Annotated in this window: 23 protein-coding genes, 1 tRNA gene and 1 pseudogene; 19 read left to right on the top strand and 6 right to left on the bottom strand. The window is 32.9% G+C overall.

Going from position 1 to position 24,858, the window contains the following annotated elements:
* Nucleotides 1-399: 399 nt before the first annotated feature.
* The 18 genes and pseudogenes from CGC52_RS03860 to CGC52_RS03775 all read left to right on the top strand — a co-directional run bounded on the left by CGC52_RS03860 (nucleotide 400) and on the right by CGC52_RS03775 (nucleotide 18,117).
* Complete coding sequence (locus CGC52_RS03860) at nucleotides 400-1,113, top strand: outer membrane beta-barrel protein (RefSeq protein ID WP_095893480.1); 714 nt, start codon at nucleotides 400-402, stop codon at nucleotides 1,111-1,113.
* 17 nt (nucleotides 1,114-1,130) lie between these two features.
* Nucleotides 1,131-1,580 carry a YhcH/YjgK/YiaL family protein gene (locus CGC52_RS03855; protein WP_042343586.1) on the top strand — a complete coding sequence of 150 codons (450 nt, stop codon included), beginning with the start codon at nucleotides 1,131-1,133 and terminating at the stop codon, nucleotides 1,578-1,580.
* Nucleotides 1,581-1,640: 60 nt separating this feature from the next.
* The gene (locus CGC52_RS03850; protein WP_095893479.1) at nucleotides 1,641-2,618 is read left to right on the top strand and encodes a polyprenyl synthetase family protein; all 978 of its coding nucleotides are present in this window, start codon (nucleotides 1,641-1,643) and stop codon (nucleotides 2,616-2,618) included.
* A gap of 239 nt (nucleotides 2,619-2,857) precedes the next feature.
* A complete protein-coding gene (locus CGC52_RS03845; protein WP_095893478.1) occupies nucleotides 2,858-4,180 on the top strand; it encodes a UDP-glucose/GDP-mannose dehydrogenase family protein in 1,323 nt (440 codons plus the stop codon).
* Between the two features lie 10 nt (nucleotides 4,181-4,190).
* Nucleotides 4,191-5,198, top strand: coding sequence for an NAD-dependent epimerase/dehydratase family protein (locus CGC52_RS03840; protein ID WP_095893477.1), 1,008 nt, complete (start codon nucleotides 4,191-4,193; stop codon nucleotides 5,196-5,198).
* A gap of 14 nt (nucleotides 5,199-5,212) precedes the next feature.
* Complete coding sequence (locus CGC52_RS03835; RefSeq protein WP_095917308.1) at nucleotides 5,213-6,481, top strand: oligosaccharide flippase family protein; 1,269 nt, start codon at nucleotides 5,213-5,215, stop codon at nucleotides 6,479-6,481.
* Nucleotides 6,482-6,499: 18 nt separating this feature from the next.
* A complete protein-coding gene (locus tag CGC52_RS03830) occupies nucleotides 6,500-7,597 on the top strand; it encodes a histidinol-phosphate transaminase (RefSeq protein WP_041913981.1) in 1,098 nt (365 codons plus the stop codon).
* A complete protein-coding gene (locus CGC52_RS03825; protein WP_095893475.1) occupies nucleotides 7,594-8,265 on the top strand; it encodes an HAD family phosphatase in 672 nt (223 codons plus the stop codon). Before CGC52_RS03830 ends, CGC52_RS03825 begins: the two co-directional genes overlap by 4 nt.
* Before the next feature lie 4 nt (nucleotides 8,266-8,269).
* Complete coding sequence (locus CGC52_RS03820) at nucleotides 8,270-9,220, top strand: ATP-grasp fold amidoligase family protein (protein ID WP_013998417.1); 951 nt, start codon at nucleotides 8,270-8,272, stop codon at nucleotides 9,218-9,220.
* 4 nt (nucleotides 9,221-9,224) lie between these two features.
* Entirely contained in the window at nucleotides 9,225-10,220 is a 996-nt protein-coding gene (locus tag CGC52_RS03815; RefSeq protein WP_095893474.1) for a glycosyltransferase, read from the top strand.
* Nucleotides 10,221-10,231: 11 nt separating this feature from the next.
* Nucleotides 10,232-11,599 carry an O-antigen polymerase gene (locus CGC52_RS03810; RefSeq protein ID WP_157909099.1) on the top strand — a complete coding sequence of 456 codons (1,368 nt, stop codon included), beginning with the start codon at nucleotides 10,232-10,234 and terminating at the stop codon, nucleotides 11,597-11,599.
* Nucleotides 11,596-12,687 (top strand): glycosyltransferase family 4 protein, encoded by a 1,092-nt coding sequence (locus tag CGC52_RS03805; RefSeq protein WP_095893472.1) that lies wholly within the window; start codon nucleotides 11,596-11,598, stop codon nucleotides 12,685-12,687. The genes CGC52_RS03810 and CGC52_RS03805 overlap by 4 nt, the downstream gene beginning before the upstream one ends.
* Nucleotides 12,688-12,693: 6 nt before the next feature.
* Nucleotides 12,694-13,719: a glycosyltransferase gene (locus tag CGC52_RS03800; RefSeq protein WP_095893471.1), complete on the top strand. Its 1,026-nt coding sequence runs from the start codon at nucleotides 12,694-12,696 to the stop codon at nucleotides 13,717-13,719.
* On the top strand, nucleotides 13,716-14,474 hold the full coding sequence (locus CGC52_RS03795) for a glycosyltransferase family 2 protein (protein ID WP_095893470.1): 759 nt from the start codon (nucleotides 13,716-13,718) through the stop codon (nucleotides 14,472-14,474). Before CGC52_RS03800 ends, CGC52_RS03795 begins: the two co-directional genes overlap by 4 nt.
* A 3-nt stretch (nucleotides 14,475-14,477) precedes the next feature.
* Nucleotides 14,478-15,728, top strand: coding sequence for an NAD(P)/FAD-dependent oxidoreductase (locus CGC52_RS03790; RefSeq protein ID WP_095893469.1), 1,251 nt, complete (start codon nucleotides 14,478-14,480; stop codon nucleotides 15,726-15,728).
* A gap of 29 nt (nucleotides 15,729-15,757) precedes the next feature.
* Nucleotides 15,758-15,913 (top strand): annotated as a pseudogene (locus CGC52_RS03785) (GDP-L-fucose synthase); the annotation flags it as partial.
* A 75-nt stretch (nucleotides 15,914-15,988) separates the two neighbouring features.
* Complete coding sequence (locus CGC52_RS03780) at nucleotides 15,989-16,990, top strand: NAD(P)H-dependent glycerol-3-phosphate dehydrogenase (RefSeq protein ID WP_095893468.1); 1,002 nt, start codon at nucleotides 15,989-15,991, stop codon at nucleotides 16,988-16,990.
* Between the two features lie 20 nt (nucleotides 16,991-17,010).
* The gene (locus tag CGC52_RS03775; protein ID WP_095893467.1) at nucleotides 17,011-18,117 is read left to right on the top strand and encodes a putative glycoside hydrolase; all 1,107 of its coding nucleotides are present in this window, start codon (nucleotides 17,011-17,013) and stop codon (nucleotides 18,115-18,117) included.
* An 86-nt stretch (nucleotides 18,118-18,203) separates the two neighbouring features.
* Here the strand turns inward: CGC52_RS03775 and CGC52_RS03770 are convergent, their stop codons facing one another.
* From CGC52_RS03770 to CGC52_RS03760, 3 genes are all read right to left on the bottom strand, one after another.
* Complete coding sequence (locus tag CGC52_RS03770) at nucleotides 18,204-18,533, bottom strand: multidrug efflux SMR transporter (protein ID WP_042007598.1); 330 nt, start codon at nucleotides 18,531-18,533, stop codon at nucleotides 18,204-18,206.
* Nucleotides 18,534-18,551: 18 nt separating this feature from the next.
* Nucleotides 18,552-19,727 (bottom strand): MFS transporter, encoded by a 1,176-nt coding sequence (locus tag CGC52_RS03765; protein WP_042343711.1) that lies wholly within the window; start codon nucleotides 19,725-19,727, stop codon nucleotides 18,552-18,554.
* A 54-nt stretch (nucleotides 19,728-19,781) separates the two neighbouring features.
* Nucleotides 19,782-19,863 (bottom strand) — tRNA-Leu (locus CGC52_RS03760).
* A 204-nt stretch (nucleotides 19,864-20,067) separates the two neighbouring features.
* Between CGC52_RS03760 and CGC52_RS03755 the strand changes: the two genes are divergently transcribed.
* Nucleotides 20,068-21,114, top strand: a complete 1,047-nt coding sequence (locus tag CGC52_RS03755; protein WP_042007593.1) for an inorganic phosphate transporter — start codon at nucleotides 20,068-20,070, stop codon at nucleotides 21,112-21,114.
* An 89-nt stretch (nucleotides 21,115-21,203) separates the two neighbouring features.
* Here CGC52_RS03755 and CGC52_RS03750 read toward each other — a convergent pair whose 3' ends face one another.
* The 3 genes from CGC52_RS03750 to CGC52_RS03740 form a co-directional block, all read right to left on the bottom strand.
* The gene (locus CGC52_RS03750) at nucleotides 21,204-23,690 is read right to left on the bottom strand and encodes a hypothetical protein (protein ID WP_095893466.1); all 2,487 of its coding nucleotides are present in this window, start codon (nucleotides 23,688-23,690) and stop codon (nucleotides 21,204-21,206) included.
* A 336-nt stretch (nucleotides 23,691-24,026) separates the two neighbouring features.
* A complete protein-coding gene (gene rpmF, locus CGC52_RS03745) occupies nucleotides 24,027-24,221 on the bottom strand; it encodes a 50S ribosomal protein L32 (protein WP_042007588.1) in 195 nt (64 codons plus the stop codon).
* Nucleotides 24,222-24,224: 3 nt separating this feature from the next.
* A complete protein-coding gene (locus tag CGC52_RS03740; protein WP_042343650.1) occupies nucleotides 24,225-24,767 on the bottom strand; it encodes a DUF177 domain-containing protein in 543 nt (180 codons plus the stop codon).
* Nucleotides 24,768-24,858: the final 91 nt, after the last annotated feature.

Below are 24,858 nucleotides of genomic sequence, written 5' to 3'. Positions count from 1 at the left end.
CTATCTTATCGGTGGTGCTTTCCCTGCAAAGGTTAGGGTCAATTTTGGTAACGATGTCATTTTTTATGATGACCATTTTTTATTTGAACAATGGAAAAAAGCAGCAAAAGTAGAACTTGATAGAACGAATTATTCAGGATATAGAAGAGCTCATAATCCTCTATATTACAGATTAGTTATGGATTTAGAGTACAGAAAGAAAATATTGGATTTGTGTGATTGATAACTATTTAGTTTTTTGATTATATGAAAACAACAAGCCTTACGTATCAGTAGAGTTTCCTCTTGTATGTATTAATCTTCTACTGGCTGAAGGCATTGGTTTTGATAGGTAGAGCTAACCTATATTGCATAATCATAGGCAAAAAATATAGAAAAACTTATAGAAATATATAATATATGACAAAAAAAATACTACTTTTGTTTGTTGGAATATTTTTCATGAATATTTCAGTAGCTCAGGAACTTCGTTTAGGTATAAAAAGTGTTGTCCCTCCGTTGAACGGAAGTTTAGCAAAGGCAATGGAGGATGAAACAGGCAATACCACTTACAACGGATTCATGAGTCGTATCAATATGGGCGTGTTTATCAATAATGCGTTCAGTAAACATTGGTCTTTACAGATAGAGATGCTCTACCGTCGGCAAGGATTCGAATACAAGAGTAGTGATGCTATCATAGACATTGCTCGGTGGAACGGTTCTTATAGGTTTGATTATGTTGAAGTTCCAATGTTGGTACGTTACAAAAATGGTCGAGATTTCGAGTGGTTTGTACAAGGAGGATTTTCGTCAAAAATTATATTACAAATCTATAATTTCGGCTATGAATGGGATTCTGAAATACATAGATACACGGAGAAATACGTAGGAACATACGCTACCGAGCGAGTTGATGAACATTTTCATCCGTCTTCAATTACAGCATACGGTGGGGTAGGGGTTATCTATAATTTTTCGGATAGTTTTTTTGCTATTGCAGAAACCAATGTCAGTTATGACCTGACACCTTTATCAAATAGGACTAAAATTCTTAATAAAAAATGGTCTTTTGATAAGGCAAAATTGTTTAATATAGCTTATTTTTCAATAGGTTTTGGATTTAAATTATAACCATAAAAAAATAAAAAATGATTGTTGCGCATTTAAACCATAGTGAGCGTTACGAAAAATTGCATCCAGCTTTCACAAAAGTATTTGCTCATATCAAACAAACAAACTTTTTAAATTTGGAACTCGGAAAAATAGAGTTCGATGGTGAAGATGTTTTTTTTATAAACGCGGAGCCTGAATGTCTTAGTAAAGAAAATCAGGTGTTGGAATATCATCAAAAGTATTTGGATATTCACGTGCTTCTAACAGGAGAAGAAACAATTGGATGGAAGAGTTTGACAGACTGTAAACATGAGAAAAAAGCCTTTAACACCGAAGAGGATTATGGTTTATATGAAGATCAACCTACGACCTACGTAACACTACAACCTAAACATTTTGCTATTGTTTATCCAGAAGATGCACACGCTCCCATCATTGGTCAAGGGAAAATACGCAAAATTGTGGTCAAAATTAAGGTTCTGTAAGCCTATACCGCATTCATATTATAGAAAATTCATTCCAGACGAATTTTAAAATTCTAAATAGTGAAAGTAACCACACGAATAAAACAACCCATACGAGAGGAAATGGAACTTTTTGAACAAAAGTTTCAGGAATCGATGTCGTCAAAAGTGGCTCTTTTGAATCGGATTACGTATTATATTGTAAATCGGAAGGGTAAACAAATGCGTCCTATGTTTGTATTCTTAGTGGCAAAAATGGTGTCGGGGACTGTCAATGAACGTACTTACCGTGGAGCCTCCGTCATAGAATTGATTCATACAGCTACTTTAGTACATGATGATGTAGTAGATGATAGTAACAAACGACGAGGCTTCTTTTCACTCAATGCTCTTTGGAAAAATAAAATTGCGGTGTTGGTTGGCGACTATCTTCTTTCAAAAGGATTGTTGCTTTCTATTGATAATGATGATTTTGACCAATTGAAAATCATTTCCGTGGCTGTGCGTGAGATGAGTGAAGGAGAGTTGCTGCAGATTGAAAAAGCACGGCGGTTGGACATTGTTGAATCAGTTTACTACGAAATTATCAGACAAAAAACGGCTACTCTTATTGCGGCCTGTTGTGCAATGGGGGCTTGTTCTGTTAAACCTGATGATCGCGAAACCATCGAAAAAATGCGACAGTTTGGTGAATATATCGGTATGGCTTTCCAAATCAAAGATGATTTATTTGATTACACAGACGATGCCATAGGTAAGCCCACAGGAATCGATATCAAAGAACAAAAAATGACACTTCCCCTTATCTATACATTGAATAATTGCTCCGAAAAAGATAAAAAATGGATAATTAATTCTGTTAAAAATCATAATAAAGATAAAAAACGAGTGCGAGAAATTATTGATTTTGTAAAAAACAACAATGGGTTGTCATACGCAGAGACAAAAATGAAGGAGTTTCAACAAAAAGCATTGCAGATTTTGAATGATTTTCCTGATTCAGACTATAAAGACGCCTTGATAATGATGGTCAATTATGTTATTGATCGGAAAATATAGAATTAGACTGAATTCATATTGCAATAAAAATTTCTAATAAAATACAAGGAAAACGTTTTCTTCTATAAAAAGACTTTTTTTGAGTCATTTGTAATATATTTTTTGTACCTTTGCCGACGGGTTTACCTTTTTCGGAGGGTTTAGTGTTGATAGTAGTAGTTAAAACGTTAATCCTTTGGAAGTTAGTGTGGTAAGCGTTTTCACACTTGGTTCAAATATGACAAAATAAAATAAACGAGATGAAAATAGTAGTAATAGGGACAGGATATGTAGGTTTAGTATCAGGTACTTGTTTTGCCGAAATGGGCAATACGGTTACCTGTGTAGATGTAAATGCGGAAAAGATTGAAAAACTAAAAAAGGGAATAATCCCTATTTATGAGCCAGGACTTGAAACTATGGTTTTGGATAATATTGCTAATAAAAATTTGTTTTTTACTACAGATTTGTCCCAAGCCATTGCCGATGCAGAAATTGCTTTCATAGCGGTAGGAACTCCTATGGGTGATGATGGCTCGGCGGATTTGCAGTATGTTCTTTCGGTGGCAAAATCTATCGGGCAGACCATGCAAGGCGAATTAATCGTTGTAGATAAATCGACTGTGCCTGTGGGAACTGCTGATAAAGTAAAAGCAACCATCGAAACAGAATTGAATAAAAGAGGTGTAAATTTTGAATTTCACGTAGTTTCAAATCCTGAATTTTTGAAAGAAGGCAAAGCTATTCAAGACTTTATGAAACCTGATAGAGTCGTGATTGGCTCTGATAGTCAGTACGCTATGGATAAGATGAAAACGCTGTATACTCCATTTTTTATGCAACATGACAGGTTTATCGGGATGGATATTCGTTCGGCGGAAATGACCAAATATGCAGCCAATGCTATGTTAGCTACCAAAATTTCGTTTATGAATGAAATTGCTAATATTTGCGAACGCGTAGGAGCTGATGTTAACAAAGTGCGTATTGGTATTGGCTCGGACAATCGAATTGGGTATAGCTTCATTTACCCTGGTTGCGGATACGGAGGTTCTTGCTTCCCCAAAGATGTACTAGCTCTTAAAAAATTAGCCGAAGAAGTAGAATACAATGCGGAACTCATTCAGTCGGTTGACAATGTCAATAATCGTCAAAAAGTTGTTGTTGCTGAAAAAATAATAAAAAGATACGGCGAAAATCTCTCTGGCAAAACTTTCGCAATTTGGGGATTAGCATTTAAGCCTGAAACAGATGATATGCGCGAGGCTCCTGCTATTTATATCATCAAAGAATTGGTAAAACGCGGAGCTAAAATACAGGCTTATGACCCTAAAGCCATTCACGAAGCACAAGCCTTTTATCTAAAAGGGATTGATGTTCAATACCTTGAAAGCAAGTACAACGCACTAAAAGGTGCCGATGCTATGATTTTGCTTACTGAATGGAAAGAATTCAGAGTGCCTGATTTTGAAGAAATAGCAAAACTTCTCAAAGAAAAAGTAATTTTCGATGGACGCAATCAGTACAACTCATTCGACTTGCCAAGTAAAGGATTCGAATACATACAAATAGGTGTAAAATAATATTAGTTTAATGAAAATATTAGTTACTGGAGCCGCAGGTTTTATTGGATTTCATACTTGTAAAATTTTATTAGAGAGAGAGCATAAGGTTTTTGGTATTGATAATATTAATGATTATTATGATGTTTCTTTAAAATATGAACGGCTTCTTCAACTAGGGATTGAAAAAAGTCATTGTATTGAAAACAAACAAGTTGTGAGTAGTAAATTTACAAATTTTTGTTTTCAAAAGACGGATATTATCAATAAAAATATTTTAGAGAAAATATTTGAAGTTGAAAAATTTGATATTGTTTGCCACTTGGCAGCTCAGGCAGGGGTACGATATTCTATTGAAAATCCGGAATCTTATATCCAGTCTAATATTGTAGGTTTTCTAAATATTTTGGAATGTTGTCGTCATTTTGATATACCTCATTTGGTATATGCAAGTAGTTCGAGTGTTTATGGAATGAATAGTAAGATACCTTTCCATGAACAAGACCTTACGGATACTCCTGTAAGTTTGTATGCCGCTACTAAAAAAAGCAATGAATTAATGGCTTATACCTACACACACTTATATCATTTTGCCACGACAGGATTGCGTTTTTTTACGGTGTATGGTCCTTGGGGACGACCTGATATGTCTCCCATCTTATTTGCAGATGCGATAATGAATAATCGTCCCATTAAGGTTTTCAATAATGGTGAAATGGAGCGTGATTTTACCTATATTGATGATATTGTTGAGGGAATTGTGCGTGTAATTGAAAAGCCTTTTGGAGATTTTCGTAATAAAAGTAAAGTTTATAATATAGGTAATAATAAATCCGTTAAGCTAGAAAACTTTATTTCGGAGATTGAATGTAATATGGAAAAAGTAGCCGTTAAAGAAATGTATCCAATGCAAAAGGGAGATGTTAAACGTACTTGGGCTGATGTAAGTGAACTTATAAAGGACTATGATTACAAACCTCAAACAAATATCAAACAGGGCGTTAAAAAATTTATAGAGTGGTATAAGAAATATTTGTAAAGTATATTAGACTCGTGGTAACAAGGATCAAGAAAATAATTAAAGGCAATAAAAAGATATTCGAAAATTTTTCATATTTGGCATTGGTACAGGTATTTAATCTAATGATGCCTTTATTAGTTTATCCTTATCTGATTCGTGTATTGGGAGATACATTATATGGAAAAATTGTTTTTGCACAGACCGTTGCTACGTATTTCTCAATTTTTATAAATTTTGGTTTTAATGTTTCAGGAGCCAAAGATGTAGCCATTCATAGGGATAATGCTTATAAAATCAAGGAAATTGTTTCTTCAATATTGATTATTAAGATTGCTTTTTGGTTTTTATCTTTGTTTGTTTTGATATTAGGACTTCTTTTATTTAATGTGAAAGGAAATGACTTTTGGTTATACGTATTTTCTTTTTTCATATGTTTGAATGAAGTGTTGTTCCCTCAGTGGTTTTTCCAAGGAATAGAAAAGATGAAGTACATAACAATTATTAATTTTTGTTTAAAGGTTCTTTTTTTTGTTTTGATTTTCGTTTTTGTTACAGGTAATGAGGATTTTTTATTAGTACCTCTATTGAATAGTGTAGGAGTTTTTACAGGAGGAATGATTTCTTTATATGTGATTTTTCAAAAGGAAAAAGTGATGTTTGGATTTCCGTCCTTTAATATAATAAGAACACATCTAAAAGATAATATAAATCTCTTTATCTCAGATGTTGTCATTTCTGTAAAGGATAGATTTAATATTTTATTCGTTGGAATATTTTTAGGAATGGATATGGTCGCTATTTATGATTTAGGTATAAAAATATTACTTTTAGTGATGCTTCCTATTTCAATTTTAAATAATGCTTTATACCCTAAAATGGCAATAGAAAAAGATAAAAAATTACTCTCAAAAATCATGAAATATTCCTTTATATTTTATATACTCGTTACTACTGTTCTTGAGTTTTTAGTTCCTCAGATTGTATATTTTTTAGGCGGAGATAATCTAATGAATGCTGTTACACCTACAAGAATCTTTTTATTATCAGCAGTAGTATATTCATTAGGTTTTCCTTTGGCACATAATGGATTATTGGTTTTTAATAAATATAAATTACTACTAATCGGAATGGTATTAACAACACTATTTTACCTTTTTTGTATCTTAATAGGTTATACTTTTTCCCTACTCGAAAATGTATCTATTTTTGCTATTATCACAGTGCTAGTTTATACATTTGAATTCATATACAGGTACATCGTATGTAAGAGAGAAAATATTGTTGTAAACAGAACTTTTTAACAATAAAATATATATTTTATGAACAAATATTTAAAAAAAATACAACCTTATACACTAACTTCTCATAAAGTATGGGAAATATCACCAAAAGATGAGAAATTTGCAAATATTTTAAAATTGGATTGGAATGAAGCTACAATTGCTCCAACTCCTTTGGTAAAGGAGTATATTTCAAAATTCTTGAATAATTATCATTTGAATTGGTATCCCGATGTTAGGAGAGAGGAAATTCTTGACAAGTTAGCTAAATATGTTGAACTACCCAAAGATTTTATACAATACTTTTCTAGTTCAGACGCTATTCACGAATATATAGCAACCATGTTATTGTCAACAATGAGTAAAGTGTTGATATTAGGCCCCACATATGATAATTTTCGTTTAACTTGTCAATCTAGAGGAGCAGAAGTAGTATTCTTTCAGTTCGAAAAAGATTTTTCTTTTGATGCCCATTCTTTTAGAAAAAAAATTCAGGAGGAAAAACCTACATTAGTATATATCTGTAACCCAAATAATCCTACGGGATACTTACATAATGTAGAATATATTGAAGCTCTGTTGAAAGAATTCAAAGATTCTATTTTCTTAATCGATGAAGCGTATTTCGAATTTTCAGGGATTTCTTGTAAAGATTTGATACAAAAATATTCTAATATTATAATAACAAGAACTTTCTCTAAGGCTTTTGCTATTGCTAATTTCAGAATTGGCTATATGTTAGCCCCTATAGAAATTATCAAAACTATCAACCTAATAAGAAACCCTAAAAACATTAGTAGTTGTACACAACAAGCCGCCATAGCAGTATTAGATGATATTGGTTATATGCGGTCTTATGTTGAAGAAGTCAATAAGAGTAAATCATTCTTTATTGATCAGTTACAAAGAGTTTTCCAAAATATTGCACAGGTTTATTCAAGCTCAGGTAATTTTATTCTTATTGACTTCCATTCATTGGAAGAGAAAAATAGGTTTTTATTTTTTTTAGAAGAAAATTCTATTTTTGTGAGGAACCTTAGCTTTTCTTACAGACAAGGATACTACGTGAGAGTAACTGTTGGAACAAGAGAACAGATGGATTTTGTCTTAAAGGTAATCAAAAAATTATATGAATGATTAAGGTAGCTCTTTTTGATTTTTGTGAAACATTGGTTAGTTTCCAAACAGCTGATAGGTTTGTAGATTTTGTCAGAAAAAAAACAAAATCAACAAGAATGTTGTTTTGGGAGTATGTCCGTTTTTTATTAGTAAAATTTAGATTTTTCAGAATAATAAGCATTTTTTTTCCTAAAAATAATTGGCACAAAAAGCTAAAAATGTATCAGTTAAAAGGCTTTTCGCAAAAAAAACTGAGAGAATTATCACAAGAATATTATACTTTTGAAATCCGTCCAAACTTGATACTTCCTATACAGCAACAACTGGAAGAAAAACAAACACAAGATATGAATATTTGTGTTGTATCTGGTGGCTTTTCTATATATATAGAGCCCTTTTGTAGAGAATTTGGTGTTTCAAAAATGGTAGCTACCGATATTGGCTTTACTCAAAAAGGAAGATGTACAGGAAGAATGAAAGGTGTTGATTGTATGCACGAAAAGAAAATCACACGTTTAAAAGAGATTTTGGATTTTAGTCAGGTTGACTGGGGTAGTTCTATTGCTTATAGTGATAGCATTACTGATTTGCCTTTACTTACAATAGTCGGAGAAGGAGTTGTAGTTTCTAGAAAAAAATCACAACAATGGGCTAAACAGCATAATTTGAAAGAAATAATTTGGTAATATAATGAAAGCACTTTTAAAAAAAATTTACAAAAGAACTTGGTTAGGTAAAGTTGCCTTACAACCATTTCTTAAAATATATCGTTATTTAGAGTATAAACTAATATCTGATGAGAGTTTTCTCAAACGAAAATTTGAACAAACCCAAGGCTTCCCTCTTGATTTGAAAAACCCCAAAACCCTTAACGCAAAAATGCAGTGGCTAAAAATCAATGATCTAACTCCTTTACATACGCTTTGCGCCGACAAATATGGTGTACGTGAATTTGTACAAAAAGAAGTGGGGGCAGAGTATTTAGTTCCTGTGCTATTTCGGACAAATAATCCTAAGGAACTGACAAAAGAAAATCTGCCACACAACACTAACTTTATTATCAAAACAACGCACGATAGCTCTGGGGGAGTTATTGTTAGAGGAGATAAAGAGCTTGACAAAATTGATTTTCAATTATTACAGAAGAAATTTACACATCTTCTCAAATCCAAACATTATCGAGGAGGAAGAGAAAATCAGTACAGAGATATCAAACCTCAAATCATTGTTGAGCAGTTACTTGAAGATAAAAAGGGGAAAATACCAAATGATTATAAATTTCATTGCTTTAACGGAAAGGCTAAGGTGGTATATGTTTCTGTCGATAGGGAAGGTAAGAATAAACGTAATATCTACGATATTGATTGGAATCCTCTCTATTTTACTTGGTTGGCTCCTGAGAAAGATGCCTCGAACTTGCGAGGAGAAGAGATAGAAAAACCTCAAAATTACGAAAAAATGATTCAAATCGCAGAGAAATTAGCTTCTCATTTTTTGTATGTTCGAGTTGATTTGTACAATGTTGAGGGTAAAATATATGTAGGTGAATTGACGTTTCATCATGGTTCTGGTTTTGAACATATTCGTCCAATAGAATGGGATTATAAGATGGGAGAAATGTTGAAATTACCTTTTGAATAATATCATGCATAGAATATCTGTTATAATGGCTATTTACAATGAAAAGATAGAATGGATGAGACAATCCATTGATTCTATATTGAATCAAACCTTTTCAGATTTTGAATTTATCATTATCAATGATAATCCTCAAAGAAAAGATAATCAATTACTTACTTCTGAATATTCTAAAAGAGACAAACGTATTAAAGTAATGCATAATGAGCAAAATATCGGTTTAACCAAATCACTTAACAAAGGGCTTAAAATAGCCCAAGGTGATTATATAGCTCGCATGGATGCTGACGACATAGCTCTTCCAAAAAGATTTGAAAAACAGGTTCAATTCCTTGATAAAAATAAAGAATGTATCGTTTGTGGAACCAATATTTCATACATAGGTGATAGAAATTTCTTTGTATTTTCTGATTGGATAAAGTACGATGATGCAAGTATAAAAGCTCAATTAATGGTAAATTCCTGCTTCGCTCATCCTTCGGTTATGATTAGAAAAAAAATACTAGTTGAAAATGGTATCGCCTATGATGAAGATTATAAACAGGCACAAGATTATAGACTTTGGGAAATTTTAAGTCATTATGGAGCGTTTGGCAACATTAAAGAAAAATTATTACAATATAGAATTTCTCAAACACAAGTATCTAAAAAACATTCGGGTGGTCAGCAAAGTTTAGCTCAAAATATCAGAAAAAGAATTTTGAATACTTGGTTACAGTCCATAGGAATAAGTGAACAAGAGGATAATATTTACACATATTTATTGCTAAATAAGAGACGTATAATAAAAGAAAAGGTTCAAAAAAAAGGTGTTTCTATGAAGTATTTTGATGCTTTTTTGAAATATATATATTTTTCACCAAGAGAGTCAAAATTAAAATTATTTTTATCATTCTACTTAACAGGAGATTTTTTGAGAATGGACATAATAACAAACATGAGGTTTGTAGCGTTTTTAATTAGGAGTGAAAGGAAAGACAATAACATATTTTTGTTAATTTAAAATTGATGATAATGCATATAAAAAAATATAATATTGTATTTTTTATACTAACGCTATTTTCCTTTTTTTTATATCTATTTGCTCCTAACAAATACGATCATCAATGGTGTTATGTTTGTTTTGGCTTATTTTTAATTTCTTTTCTACTTTTATTGAAGGTAAAGAAAAAAGAAAATTATTTTGATTTTGAAAATATATTTTTGTTTTCCTGTTTATTTGTCTACTTTGTTTATCCTTGTTTTGTATATCCTTTAAATCCAAAGATGTTTTTTATGTTCGATTTTCCATTTAATCACGATGTAATAACAAAAGGTACTTCTTTGGCATTATTAGGTTTACAAAGTTTTATATTAGGTAGTGTATGGAAGGGAAGTTATAAAAAAACTAAAGATTCATTAAAGCAAGACACTCTGAAAATATTTGATACAAAAAAAATAACTTTTGCTCTTTCTTTGTTTTTTGTGCTTTTTTTTGCAGTATCGTACGATTTCTTTTTAAGAAAAGTTTATAGAGGAGGTTTGGAAGGAAATACCGTATATGTATATCTAATTTATCAATCCCTTCTTACCATCGCTTTAGTATTAGAGTTTAGAAATTTATACATAGCAAAAATTCAAGGTATTGATTATAAAATTAACAAATTAGTGTTATTTTTTACTATTTTTACCATTGTAGCTTATTTATATTCTGGTTATAGAAGTGCCGCTATTTATATAATTCTTATATTAGGAATTTGTTATTCTTCCTTTTATAAACCTATAAAACTAAAACTTTTTTTAATATCGGTTTTTGTAGGAGCTTTACTTATGACATTCATCGCTTTGTCACGCTCTTCCTCAATTGAAGAAAATAATGATTTTAGAGGAGATAGTATTATTTTGGGTGCTACGATGGATTTAATTATCAATGCTAGGACATTATATGTTTGTGTTGATTATGTTCAAAACAATGATATTCTATACGGAAAAACAATGATAGCAACGTTCTTTTCGTTTGTGCCATTTTCTCAAAGAATATTATTCGGTTTAAATATTTTAGATATTTCAGAAGCCTCATCAGGTACTTTTTTTACAACATTGGATTTTGGAAAACATTCTACTTTTGGAGTAGGTTCAAATATTATAGCTGATATATTTCTTTCTTTTGGTATGATAGGTGTTATCTTTTTTATGTTTGCATTAGGGAGAATACAAGTAGTTTTTTATAACTTTCGTTTTAAAAATAATATTAAATGGTTTTTTTGTTATGCTGTTATCATGGGTAATGTGCTATATATGTCAAGGGGAGAATACTTTTTTTCAATGAAGAATATTTTTTGGGTAAATTTTATATTTATCCTCATGTACAATATCCAAAATCAATATAAAAGAATAAAATGAAAGAAAAAATTAGGATATGTCTTGTAACCTCATTATTTACAGGAAAAGGTGGTACAGAAAGAGCTTTAATTAATTTGGCAAACAATTTAAGTCGGCATTATGGTGTAGTGGATGTTATAAGTTTATTTACAAATAGCGAAGCAATACCTCAATATCATATCTTTCCTGAAGTTAATGTAAAGCATTTGAATCTTAAAGAACGTAATCTATTGCATCGTACTTGGAAAATGTTTAAAACACTTAGAATACATATAAAAAATTACGACTTTGCAATAGGTCAAGTACCTTTTATAAACTTGTCATTAGGGTTTTATAAATTTTTAAATCTTAATAAAAAGACAAAGGTTCTAGCAATAGAACATACAAGTTATTTTGCTGTTGGCAAAACCTCCAGATATTTAAGTTTCTGGTTGTATAGGTATTTAGATAAAGTAATATGTCTTACAAAAAAAAATGAAAAAGAGTTCAATAAAAAAGGTATAATCAAGACCTGTGTTATTCCCAATGCTGTACCAATGGAATATGAAAAAAAAACACAAGGAGCTGTACGTGAAAATATAATTCTTTCGGTGGGTAGATTATCTCACGAAAAAAATTTTGTTTACCTAATCAATACTCTTCAAAATGTTTTAAAGAACAATCCCTCTTGGAAGCTAGTTATTGTAGGGGATAAAGGTAATGATTCTGACAATATATACCAAACAATACATAAATTGGAATTAAATGAGCAAGTACTAATTAGTCCTTTTACCACAGACATTATTAGTAAATATTTATCTGCTTCAATATATGTTCTTGTTTCCAAATATGAAGGTTTTCCAATGGTACTTGTAGAAGCTAAGTATTTTGGACTTCCTATTGTAGCTCACAATTGTAATACAGGGCCTAGCGAAATAATAAATAACGAAATAGATGGGCTATTAACCCCATATATGGATTCAGAAGCCTTTGCTTTGGCTGTGGAATATCTCATATTAAACCAAGATATAAGATATAAAATGAGCCAACAGACTCTTCAAAGTATTAAAGAGTTTAGCTCAAGAGAAATATTGTCTAAGTGGCAGAATATTTTTAACAATCTAAAATAACAAACAATGCTTTTAATTGATGCAATATACATAAACACAGGCGGAGGCAAAATTCTACTAGACTACCTTGTAGAAGAACTTGAAAAAACACAAATACCTGTTTTTTATCTTTTGGATACTCGCATTCAAGACAATCCATATAGTATCAAATCGACCAATAAGGTTCAATATATGGACTCATCTTTGTTCAAAAGGTACATGTTTTATAGAAAAAACAAAAATTGTTTTTCAAAAGTTTTAGCTTTTGGAAATGTACCGCCTCCAATTAGGTTAAAAGCAGAGGTCTTAACTTATTTTCACGGTGCCTCATATATTTACGTATCATCTACCGATTTTTCTTTAAAAGAAAATTTTATGTATCTTTTGAAAAGAAAATTTATATACTTATCAAAAAGAAATACAGACAAGTGGATTGTTCAATCTCCTTATGTGAAAAATAAAATGATGTCATTATATTCTGAAAAAGAAGAAAAAATAGATATAATTCCTTTCTTTAAAGTATTAAAAGAAAGTTCTTTGTTAGTAGATAATTTTGAAAAAGAAAATCATACATATCTTTTCGTTAGCAACGCATACAAAAATAAAAATCATTTGAGACTAATAAATGCTTTTTGTGAATTCTATAAAAAACACGGAAAAGGTAAGTTAATTTTAACAGTAAGTGATAAATTTCCTGAAATAACTCGTCTTATCAATCGTAGGATAAAACAAGGATTTCCGATACAGAATATTGGATACGTCCCACAAGATGTTTTAATAAAATATTATCAGAAAAGTGAATACATAATATTCCCTTCTACTTCTGAAACTTTTGGTCTAGGTCTTATTGAGGGGAAAGAATTTGACTGTAAGATAATAGCGGCTGATTTACCTTACACATATGAAGTTTGTAAGCCTTCAATCACTTTTAATCCTTTTTTGGAAAATTCCATTCAAAAAGCATTAGAAAAAACAATATCATTAGATATTGTTGAACATGCAGAAATTATAATAGAAAATGAAATACAGAAGATTATAAAAGTTTTACGATGAAAGAAAATTTAGTATCAATAATAACTCCGATGTATAATGGAGCCAAGTATGTAGGGCAGACAATAGAGTCTGTTTTGTTGCAGAGTTACCAAAATTGGGAGATGCTTATTGTTGATGATGGCTCGAAAGATAACTCAGTAGAGATTGTCAGAGAATATACAGAAAAAGACAAGAGAATTAAGCTCATCCAACAGAAAAATGGAGGTTCAGCTTCTGCACGTAACAACGCTTTACGAAATGCACAAGGTCGGTACATTTGCTTTTTAGATTCAGATGATTTACTAGAGTCTTCTTTTTTTGAAAAACAGCTTAGTTTTCTCAAAGAAAAAAATGCAGCTTTGGTGTTTGCTTCTTATAACCGAATAGATGAAAATGGAAATCAAAAATTAAAACCTTTTATTGTTCCCGAAAAAGTTACGTATAATTCTCTTTTAAAAACATGTCCTATATCTTGTTTAACAAGTGTTTACGATAAAAGTGTAACTGGAGAGCAATTTTTTAGAGAAGAATTAAAAAGTTTGAGAGACGATTTTGCTTTTTGGTTAGAAATATTAAAAAAAATAAAAGTTGCCTATGGTAATAAAGAAGTGTTAGCATCTTATAGAGTTTTTTCTTCAAGTACGACAGGAAATAAGAAAAAAGTAATAAAACCCCAATTTCTTGTTTATTATAAAGTTGAAAAGTTAGGGCTTTTCAAGAGTTTATATTATTTAGCACATTGGGCAATTAACGGATTTTTTAAATATAAAAGGTAAAATATGGATTTAATTGTAGGAGCAGGTATTTCTGGAATTGCATACGCAACTTTCACCGACAATGATTATTTGATGATAGATAAAGACCAAGAAATTGGAGGCTATTGTAAAACCATCAAAAGAAATGGGTATGTATGGGATTATTCTGGGCATTTCTTTCATTTTAGAGATGAAAAACTAAAAGAATTAGTTTGTAGGCACATAGCATCCGAAACACTTAAAACAGTAAAAAAAGTAACAAAAATATATTACAAAGGTAAATATATTGATTTTCCTTTTCAAAAAAATATTCATCAGCTTGAAAAACACGAGTTTATAGAGTGTTTATATGACCTGTTTAATACAGAAAGTATTCAGGTAAAAACATTTAAAGATATGGTTTATGCTAATTTGGGTAAAAGTATATCTGACAAGTTTTTAATCCCATATAATGAAAAACTCTATGCTTGTGATTTGAATAACTTAGATGCAGAGGCTATGGGACGTTTTTTTCCAAAAGCAAATAAAGAAGAGATTATTTTGAATTTCAAGAAAGAGAATAATAGTTCATACAATGATAATTTTGTTTATTCATCACAGGGAGCGATAGAATATGTTAATTCCCTATTTAGAAATGTAAAACAAGAAAATGTTTTTTTACAAGAAGAACTACAACGGATAGATATAGTAAATAAGGTTGCATATACAAACAAAAGAGAAATTTCTTATGATAGGCTTATTTCAACAATGCCTTTCCCTAAGTTGCTCAAATTGTGTGATATTGGTTATGATGAGTCCATCTTTACTTGGAACAAAGTAATGGTATTTAACTTAGGGTTTGATAAAAAAGGGAAGGACAAGGAAAGTAGTTGGGTGTATGTTCCCGATAAAGATATTTGTTTTTATCGTTTGGGGTACTATGACAATATCATAAAGTCGGATAGAATGTCTTTATACGTGGAGCTTGGTTTTACAAAGGATGCCGTCATAGGAGATACAGAAAAGGTTTTGGAACGTGTTCTTTCTGACTTAAAGAAAATAGGTGTTGTTACCGATGAACAATTGGTGGATAACCATAGTGTGGTGATGGATCCAGCCTATGTACACATTAATCAAAAGAGTGTACAAATAGTGGAACACTTCAAACAACAGTTGGCTAACCATGATATATATTCCATAGGGCGTTACGGTAGTTGGACTTATTGCTCGATAGAGGATAATATCATAGAGGCGAGAGAATTAGCCTTAGAAAATTCGTTGAAAATAGGGGAATAGTTAATGTTTTGGGATTTATTTCTAATTGAATAGGTTTTTCAGGAGAAATACATTTCGATACTTCAAAACCCGACGGAACAATGAAAAAGTTAACCAATCCTTCAAAGTTACACCAACTAGGTTGGAAACATTCCATAGAGTTAGAGCAAGGAATCGAACTGATGTATGCGTACTATTTGAGATAAAAATCTTAAATTCCTTAGTTTGGAATTTTTAGAAATTATTTATACTTTAGCTACCTTAAAACAGAGTTATACATAATGGACAGAGAATTGAGAATTTCGGTTATCGGCAGTGGAAGTTGGGGAACCGCTCTCACAAAGATATTAACATATAACGTCTCAAAAGTATGCTGGTATGTTCACAACGAAGTTGCTATTGAGCATATTAAAGACACTTCGCGTAATTTGAACTACTTGAGCGATGTGGAATTTGATACCGACAGATTGATTTTAACCAACGACATCAACGAGGCGGTTGCCTACGGAAATTGTTTAGTACTTGTTACACCATCTGCTTTTTTAAGTTCTGAATTAAGTAAACTTACTGTATCCTTGGAAGATAAAACCATCTTCTCGGCTATCAAAGGGATTGAACCCAACAGCGGACTTATCGTAGGGGAATATTTACATAAATTTTATAATGTCCCGTACAGCAATATAGGTGTAATCGCAGGGCCTTGCCACGCAGAGGAAGTGGCTTTAGAACGCTTATCTTACCTAACAATAGCTTGTATTGACAAACAAAAGGCTAAAATCTTTGCCGAAGCAATGACAACATATTTCGTAAAGACGAAAGTTTCTGATGATGTTATTGGTATAGAATACGCTGCAGTGCTGAAAAATATTTACGCTATCGCTGCTGGAATTGCACATGGACTGGGATATGGCGACAATTTTCAAAGTGTACTGATGAGTAATTCCATACGTGAGATGAGACGATACATTAAACGCATCCATAAAATCAAACGAAATATTAACAATTCAGCTTATTTGGGAGATTTGCTTGTAACGGGATATTCGCTTTTCAGTAGAAACCGAACTTTCGGAAGCATGATAGGCAAGGGATACACGGTGAAAAGTACTATGATGGAAATGAATATGGTTGCCGAAGGGTATTATGCCGTGAAAAGTGCATATAAGATTAATAATAGCCACAAAAAGAAAAGTTACACTCCAATTTTAGATGCTGTCTATCAGATTTTATATGAAAATAGACGAGCTAAAAAAGTTTTTGCTGAATTAGTGAATCATTTAGATTAATCTTTTAAACATATATACATATGAAAAAATATTTTTATACGTTCCCTTTGGCACTTGCTTTACTGTTTGGATGCAATCAGTCCCATGAGCCAAAGTCCACTTCAACGGAGGAAACTTCTGTATCAAAAAATAAGGAGTTTACCTTTTCTACATGGATAACCTATAAACCTGAACGTACCGATGAGAGTTACCACGAGGAATTTAAAAAATACAATACACATGGTATTTCCGAAGTACTGGTAAATACCGAAGCCGATGTAGAAGGATTAAAGCGTTTGGTTCCGATAGCCAAAGAAGAAGGAATCAAATTACACGCTTGGATAATGACTGTAAACCGCCCTGGAGACAAAGAAGCTTTGCAACACCCTGAGTGGTACATGGTCAGTCGTGAAGGAAAATCCTGTTTTGACCATCGCCCATACGTGGATTACTATCAATGGCTTTGCCCCACTCGGAAAGAATCACGTGAGCATATTCTGAAACTGGTGAGTAATTTGGCGGATGTTGAAGACATTGCAAGTGTACATTTGGACTATATCCGTTTTCCTGATATTTATCTACCTATCGGATTATTACCTAATTATAACTTAGTTCAAGAAGAAGAATTACCACAGTTCGATTTTTGCTATTGTGATGTTTGTGTGGCAGAGTTTGAGAAAACGCATCACAAAGATCCACGAAAACTTAAAAACCCTGCTCTTGATTTGGAATGGCGACAGTTTCGCTTGAACAAAATCCGCAATTTGGTAAACGATGCCGCTGAAATTGTACACAATAAAGGAAAAAAAATAACCGCAGCTGTGTTCCCTTACCCTGAAATGGCAGGTCAAATGGTACGTCAACGTTGGGATAAATGGAACGTTGATCGTGTTTATCCTATGATTTATCACAATTTCTATAACGAAGAGGTCGACTGGGTTGGTTTTGCTACACAACAAGGAGTTGAAGATATGAAAGGCAAAGAAACAGAACTTCACACAGGGATTTACGTACCTCCTATATCTGCTCAAGAACTAAAACAAGCTATCGAACATGCCAAGGCAAGCGGAGCTACAGGAGTTTCATTCTACGATGGTCCAGATATTTCGGAAGATCAATTAAAAGTAATTCAGGAACTTAGTAGATAAGCTATTCTGAATACAAAAATTATATTCAAAGTTTTACATCATAAACCTCTGAAAAAACAACACTTTCAGAGGTTTTAAATTTATTCTTAATAATTCGATACGAATTTAAGCCCCACGATGGAACCTATCAACGTAGTAATAAAAAACAATCTCCAAAAAGAAGCTGGTTCTTTAAAAATTAAAATACCTAATAAAGCTGTCCCTACAGCTCCAATTCCTGTCCAAACAGCATAGGCCGTACCTAACGGAAGAGTTTGTGTAGCTCTCGTAAGTAAGTACATACTAACAAAAGTACAAGTAGCAAACCCCGCATACCAAGCGTAAGAAACATTCCCTACAGTCATCTTGGCTTTTCCCAAACAAAAAGTGAAAGCCACTTCAAACAACCCCGCAATGACAAGTATTATCCAATTCATTATAAGTATTTTAGGTATTTATCTTTTTAAATTTGGCAAAAAGTACGCTATTAATCCAATCAACGGTAAAAAAGAGCATAAGCCATACACGAAGTAAATATCGGTAAGATCTATGACTTTTCCTAACACAGCCGATGCCAGTCCACCCATTCCGAAAGCAAAACCATAGAAAAACCCTGAAATCATACCGATTTTCTTGGGCAACAATTCTTGTACGTACACTAAAATAGCAGGAAAAGCAGATGAGATAATAATCCCGATAAGTACTATCAAAATAGCTGTCCAAGTTTCATTTGCATACGGAAGCAGAATAGCAAAAGGAGCAGCTCCTAAAATAGAAAACCAAATCACAAATTTACGCCCAACTTTATCACCAAAAATTCCTCCGAGTAAGGTACCCAAAGCGGCAGCACCCAAAAAGTAAAACAAATACATTTGAGCCTGTACTTCGGAGACTCCAAACTTCTGAATGACATAAAATTGGAAATAATTCGTAATCCCAGCGGTATAAAAATATTTTGAAAATATAAGTACCATCAAAATTACTACTGACATATTTATCTGAAAAGGAGTTAAATTAGGTAGAACTACTTCCTTTTTCTTAGTCTTCCGATGTATCTTTAGTACATTACTTCGCCATTTCCCAACAAAAGCTAAAATGATGATGGCAATAAAAGCGAAAACCAAAAACCAAAGGCTATAAATTCTTCCATTGGGAATAATAATCAAAGCTATGAGCAAAGGTGCAATAGCGGTTCCTGAATTCCCTCCTAATTGAAAGATGGACTGTGCTAAACTACGTTTTCCTCCCGAAGCTAAGAAGGCCACTCTCGATGATTCAGGGTGAAATATAGAAGATCCTGTTCCTACCAACAAAACTGCGACCAACACCCAAGCATAGCTAGATGAGTAAGCTAAAGTAATAATTCCCAAGGCAGTGATGAACATTCCGAAAACCTGTGCATAGGGCATAGGGCGTTTGTCAATGTAATTGCCTACTAAGGGTTGAAAAATGGAAGCCGAGATTTGATAACAAAATGTAATGATCCCTATTTGGGTCATTGTCAAACCGAATTCTTGTTTCAATTGCGGATAACTTGCGGTGATAACCGCCTGAAGTAAATCATTGAGCATATGAGCTATTGCAATTGCAAAAAGAATGGAGTAGACAGTTTTAGGTCTTGTTTGTTCCATAAATACATTAAAATAAAAAACCTTAACTTGTTGGTAAGTTAAGGTTTTAGGTTGTGCGGGTGAAGGGACTCGAACCCCCACGCCGTGAAGCACCAGATCCTAAGTCTGGCGTGTCTACCAATTTCACCACACCCGCAAGTGGTGTTTTGCGGTTGCAAATATACGTATTTTTTTTATAACACCAAATTTTATTTAAAAAAGATTTTTAATTTCTAAAAAATTACGCGTTTTACCATCCTCCAACCCCATTCTTAACCAGAATTTTGTTTAATATTTTCCCTTCAATTAGCTTCTCTATTTTTTATTTTTTTTATAAATTTGCGAGTTGATAATATAAAATATGGCTCCAATATACAACCAATTATTAATTCCTTACATAATTGCGATGGCGTTGGCTATTACGATGGGAGGAAGTGGAACAGCTCCTGCATTTTCTGCAAGTTACGGAGCCGATGTGATTCGTAAAAGCTTGATTCCAGGTATATTTGGTATAGCAGTATTTTTGGGAGCTTTCATCGCGGGAAAGAATACGGCAAGTACTATGGGAGGTGGTATTCTTGATGCAAACTATATGACCTTCGTAGTAGTTTCAATCGCTTTATTTTCAGTGGCTATCACATTGTTAGTCTCCAACATTTTAGGAATTCCTCAATCAACAAGTCAAGCTGCCGTTCTTTCAATCGCTGCACCTGCATTCTACTTCGGAAAGTTAGACACCGTTAAATTGTTTGCTGAAATTATTCCATCATGGTTTGTACTTCCCATCATAGCTTATTTCTTGTCGTACTTAGCAGGAAAATACATCTACAAACCTATGCGAAGACGTGGTTTGACCATGCTCAGAGCTCAAAATGAGAATTTAAGACCCGTTTGGAGTACTATTTTAATTTTAATGTCGGTATATGTGTCCTTCGCCATCGGATCAAACAACGTGGCTAATGCTGCAGGGCCTATTTCAACAATGACTATCAACGAATTAGGCCTAAAAACAGAAAGCGACTTTACTGTAATACTGATGTTGTCGGCGTTGATTATTGCACCTTGCTTTGGTATCGGAAGCTCCCTATTCGGTCATAAAATCGTTAAAAACACAGGCAAAGAAATCATCTTATTCGGAAAGTTTGAAGCTGTAATCATTGCATTTATTTCAGGAAGTCTACTCTTATTAGCCTCTTTAGTTAAAGGAATTCCAACTTCCTTAGTTCAAATGAATGTAGCAGCAATTTTAGGTATTGGCGTGGCAAAAATGGGAGCTAAAAATATCTTCCGTAAGTCTCAAGTGAAACGCTTTTTCACTATGTGGATGATTGCCCCCACAATCTGTTTCTTCCTTTCTTTACTTTTAATCTATTTAGCAGATATATATGGATTCATTCTGCTACATTGATAAACTTCATATTCCGAAAGGTTTCAAAGTATGAAAACTTTGATAGCGATTTTAGTAGTTGGTAATAGTTCTAATCACTATACTAGTTACTATCTGTTTAAATAAGATTCTTTTGCTTTTTTGATTTGTACCAAACGATAGTTTTCCGTGGATATTGGAAAGGTTGCCAATTGGTTTTCACCGATTATTTTTTGTAATTCAATGATAACACTGTCGGCTGAATCTCGGTTTTGAAGCCCGTGAATTACGAACCACGTTTCCTTGACGTTATATACATCTTGTGAAATGCTGATTTTATCTGAAATTACTTTCAGTTTTTCGACAAGTTGCGTCTTTATTACTTCTCTTCTACCTTGTGGAATATCCATCAAAACGACTTTCCACGAACTAGCCTTAGCATCATCAACAAACGATTCTTTCTCAACGTCAATTAGATTTTCTAAAAGCTCTTTAGCTTGATTACTTTCGTCCGTCTCAGGGTAGTTCATCTGTATTTTTAAAAGCTCCTCTCGATACGGTAAGATACCTTCCAAACGAGCAACAACATTTGCCCGAAGCATATCCAGCTTTGAAACCATAGCTGTTTCCCTAAATGTGGTACCTTCCTCGTTCAATCGCTGTAAAACCTCGACTATTTTACCGTTATTAAACTCTACGGTAAGCTCTTGTAAATACTGTTGAGCTTCTAAATCACGTTGTTTTCGTGAGGTGTCATTCCCTTGCAGAAGCTGTGCATAATCTGATTGTGGATAACGTCCCAACAAGTGATTTTTCACAGTTTCTGCCTTTGGACTATTCAAATATCGGTAATTCTTATAAAGTTCATAGAGCACTGCAGACTCAACAATTGGTTCTGGGTTAAATCCAAGTACTCGCTCCAATCGATCAATAGCCAACTCGCTATCATTAAATTTAGCTTTGTACAAAATCCCTAATTGAAGTAACGCCTGATTTCTATCTCTTTCCAAACGTTTTATTTCTTCCTCATTTTTAGGTAATTGTGATAAATAAAAATCGGGGGTTATATCTTTTTTAGGTACATTTTCCTCTCGCCCTGTGGTGGCTGGATTTGTTTCTATTTCTGTTTGTTGTTTTGCAGACCAACGCCAATTATCTTCCAATTTTCGATTTCCCCAATACTGCTGAAATTGTTGCTTTCCGTAGGCAACCGCCATAGGATTGTAAAAATAAAATTTTCCTCCTTTTGTCTCAGTCACGTTTTGCAAAGAAAAGCCCATCCCTTGATTAACTGTTGAGGAACTCTTCATTTTTTGTTCTGTTTTTTTCTTTAGAGAATCAATATGTTTTTGAAAAAATGCAACTCTATCGCTATCCGACATTTTAATGATTTTCAGAATACTATCATTTTGTTTTACAGTATATTCTAATTCGGTGATTTTTGCTAAGTTTTCTTTCTTCCGCTCCACATAAAGATGTTCAAACGTATGCTCAGGAATATAAGCTAAGGTACTATCCAAATGGTGATATGCTCCTGTATAATCCTTCTGCTCAAAAAAAATATCTGCTAAACGTTCATGAGTTTTAGCTTTCAACGGATTGTTTTCCTTATTATTTTTTAAAGACCTGCGGTAGTACTCAATAGCCATTCTCCTACTATTCTCTTCAATGAGAAAAGCGTGAGTGAAATAAAGTACGTCCAAATAATCTTTATGTTCGTACCGATTTTCTAATTTAGTCAAATACGTTAGAAATTCCGTTTTCTCCTCGGGAGTAAAATCTCTGTTACGAGCTTTTCCTGCCTGAGCCTCAACCCATAGTTTACGAGGAATTTTCCAATTTAGTTTCACAACCTTTTCAAAAGCTATCGTTGCAGAATCACGTTGCTTTTGGTGCTCATAGAGTTGAGCGGCAATAAAATAATATCTCCCACGGAGTGTTTTGCTGGATGTATATTTACCTGCTAAATAAAGTGATTCGGCTGCCTCGGGATACATTTTTTGATTGATATACGCCTGACCCAAAGTAGCATAGGCTTCAGCTCGATCTTTTTTGCGTAACTTTTCTTTAGGAAGTAGTTCATTCAACTTTTCAATAGCAATTTTATCTTTGCCTAAACGCATATTGGTCTTTTGTGCCCATATCGCAGACTCGTTAATGCGTTCACTCTTCCCATAATTAGTAAGTAGGTGATTAAACGCCTCCAAAGCTGGTAAAAACCGTTCGTTGTAGTAACGAGCCTTACCAAGCAAGATATAGGCATCGTCAATCTTGTAGTTACGTTGTTCGCCTTTAAATACCATCGAGTGAAGTTGAATAGTTTTGATGGCTTTTTCTTCAGCACGTTCAAAATTTGGGTTCTCAACCCCTTCCAACTGAACTTTACCCGTCATACGTATGGGTTCTACTGGCAACAACTGACTGAAATCATCCTGATATTGCTCATGCAACTGTTTCAACCCCGATTCAAAAGCCTCTTCTCCATTGAAAAGCACATTGTATTTGGTTACAATCGGCTGCATCTGTCGATTGTAATAGGTATTTGCTTTGGTTGTACAAGCGTTGATTATCAATAAAATAGATATAAAAAAGACAGTATATATAAGACGATACTTCATTTTGACATTTTTACCAAGTCACGAAGTTACTATTTTTTCGGAAATAAAAAAGCAAAATCAGTCATAATATGTTGTTAAATCGAATTTACATATTGGCTTACAAGCTTTTAAAAAAACAATCCAGATACGTACTTATAATAATTTATCTTTCGATTTTATGATGAAAAAAATAGTTAATCCTCTAATTCACAATATTTTAAAATATTTTTTTACTTTAAACTCAAAAAAATTCTGTACGCTTCTTACTCCGCAGGATTATGTCATGTTTGTACAAAAAAAAGGAGTGCCTGAGGCACTCCTTCCGTATCAAAAAATTTCTTATTATGAAACAAAATCTTATTTGCTTTCTTCTGTACTGTCAACCAACACCTGACCACGATAGTATAATTTTCCTTCGTGCCAATGTGCTCTATGATACAAGTGATTTTCTCCTGTTATAGGATCTTTTGCGATTTGAGGAACAACTGCTTTGTCATGAGTTCTTCTCTTATCTCTTCTCGTTCTCGACTGTCTTCTCTTAGGATGTGCCATTTCTTATTTTTCTTTATCAGTTATTATTATTTTTTTTAAACCTTCCCACCTCGGATCAACGATTTCCCTTTCGTCTACATCCCCTTTGGGACTTAATTCTTCCAATTTATCTAATATATCAAGATGTAACGTACCATTTTGAACATCCGGATGAACGCGTTTGGCAGGAATTGATAATACTACTAATTCATAAATGTATTGAGCTACATTCACTTGATGTTCTCCGTGTGGTAGAATCAACAACTCATCGTCTTCGTCATTAAATTCTTCTCCAAATTTCACAACTAAGAACAACTCACTTGCTACCTCCAAATCAAAAGGTTCATTGGATAAATCGCAATTCACATTGACTGTTCCCTCATTTCTAAAATGGAGTTCCAACAGATTTGACTTTTTGTCTAAATCAACCGTCACCTTTTGATGTACATCATTCACATCGTCGTACGCAAACAAATCCAAAAAACTTTTGTCTAATTCATAAACGAACTGATGTTTTCCCAATTTCAAGCCAGCAAAAGATATGTTGTATTTCTTTAACTTATTCATTTTCTGCAAGTTTGATGAGACAAATAGTTTTTTAGCGTGTGCAAATATACAACTTTATTCTGAATGGCAAATATTTTTAATAAAAAAAGTA

The sequence above is a fragment of the Capnocytophaga sp. H2931 genome (assembly GCF_002302535.1).
GTDB classification, from domain to species: domain Bacteria; phylum Bacteroidota; class Bacteroidia; order Flavobacteriales; family Flavobacteriaceae; genus Capnocytophaga; species Capnocytophaga canis.
Note: the sequence above shows the minus strand (reverse complement) of the source record. Positions and strands in the feature narration are given on the sequence as shown.

What these genes read in the sequence shown, in the direction of transcription:
- CGC52_RS03860 (WP_095893480.1), top strand. Translation starts at nt 400, where the DNA reads ATGACAAAAAAAATACTACTTTTGTTTGTTGGAATATTTTTCATGAAT.
- CGC52_RS03855 (WP_042343586.1), top strand. Translation starts at nt 1,131, where the DNA reads ATGATTGTTGCGCATTTAAACCATAGTGAGCGTTACGAAAAATTGCAT.
- CGC52_RS03845 (WP_095893478.1), top strand. Translation starts at nt 2,858, where the DNA reads ATGAAAATAGTAGTAATAGGGACAGGATATGTAGGTTTAGTATCAGGT.
- CGC52_RS03840 (WP_095893477.1), top strand. Translation starts at nt 4,191, where the DNA reads ATGAAAATATTAGTTACTGGAGCCGCAGGTTTTATTGGATTTCATACT.
- CGC52_RS03830 (WP_041913981.1), top strand. Translation starts at nt 6,500, where the DNA reads ATGAACAAATATTTAAAAAAAATACAACCTTATACACTAACTTCTCAT.
- CGC52_RS03825 (WP_095893475.1), top strand. Translation starts at nt 7,594, where the DNA reads ATGATTAAGGTAGCTCTTTTTGATTTTTGTGAAACATTGGTTAGTTTC.
- CGC52_RS03820 (WP_013998417.1), top strand. Translation starts at nt 8,270, where the DNA reads ATGAAAGCACTTTTAAAAAAAATTTACAAAAGAACTTGGTTAGGTAAA.
- CGC52_RS03815 (WP_095893474.1), top strand. Translation starts at nt 9,225, where the DNA reads ATGCATAGAATATCTGTTATAATGGCTATTTACAATGAAAAGATAGAA.
- CGC52_RS03810 (WP_157909099.1), top strand. Translation starts at nt 10,232, where the DNA reads ATGCATATAAAAAAATATAATATTGTATTTTTTATACTAACGCTATTT.
- CGC52_RS03805 (WP_095893472.1), top strand. Translation starts at nt 11,596, where the DNA reads ATGAAAGAAAAAATTAGGATATGTCTTGTAACCTCATTATTTACAGGA.
- CGC52_RS03800 (WP_095893471.1), top strand. Translation starts at nt 12,694, where the DNA reads ATGCTTTTAATTGATGCAATATACATAAACACAGGCGGAGGCAAAATT.
- CGC52_RS03795 (WP_095893470.1), top strand. Translation starts at nt 13,716, where the DNA reads ATGAAAGAAAATTTAGTATCAATAATAACTCCGATGTATAATGGAGCC.
- CGC52_RS03790 (WP_095893469.1), top strand. Translation starts at nt 14,478, where the DNA reads ATGGATTTAATTGTAGGAGCAGGTATTTCTGGAATTGCATACGCAACT.
- CGC52_RS03780 (WP_095893468.1), top strand. Translation starts at nt 15,989, where the DNA reads ATGGACAGAGAATTGAGAATTTCGGTTATCGGCAGTGGAAGTTGGGGA.
- CGC52_RS03775 (WP_095893467.1), top strand. Translation starts at nt 17,011, where the DNA reads ATGAAAAAATATTTTTATACGTTCCCTTTGGCACTTGCTTTACTGTTT.
- CGC52_RS03770 (WP_042007598.1), bottom strand. Translation starts at nt 18,533, where the DNA reads ATGAATTGGATAATACTTGTCATTGCGGGGTTGTTTGAAGTGGCTTTC.
- CGC52_RS03765 (WP_042343711.1), bottom strand. Translation starts at nt 19,727, where the DNA reads ATGGAACAAACAAGACCTAAAACTGTCTACTCCATTCTTTTTGCAATT.
- CGC52_RS03755 (WP_042007593.1), top strand. Translation starts at nt 20,068, where the DNA reads ATGGCTCCAATATACAACCAATTATTAATTCCTTACATAATTGCGATG.
- CGC52_RS03750 (WP_095893466.1), bottom strand. Translation starts at nt 23,690, where the DNA reads ATGAAGTATCGTCTTATATATACTGTCTTTTTTATATCTATTTTATTG.
- rpmF (WP_042007588.1), bottom strand. Translation starts at nt 24,221, where the DNA reads ATGGCACATCCTAAGAGAAGACAGTCGAGAACGAGAAGAGATAAGAGA.
- CGC52_RS03740 (WP_042343650.1), bottom strand. Translation starts at nt 24,767, where the DNA reads ATGAATAAGTTAAAGAAATACAACATATCTTTTGCTGGCTTGAAATTG.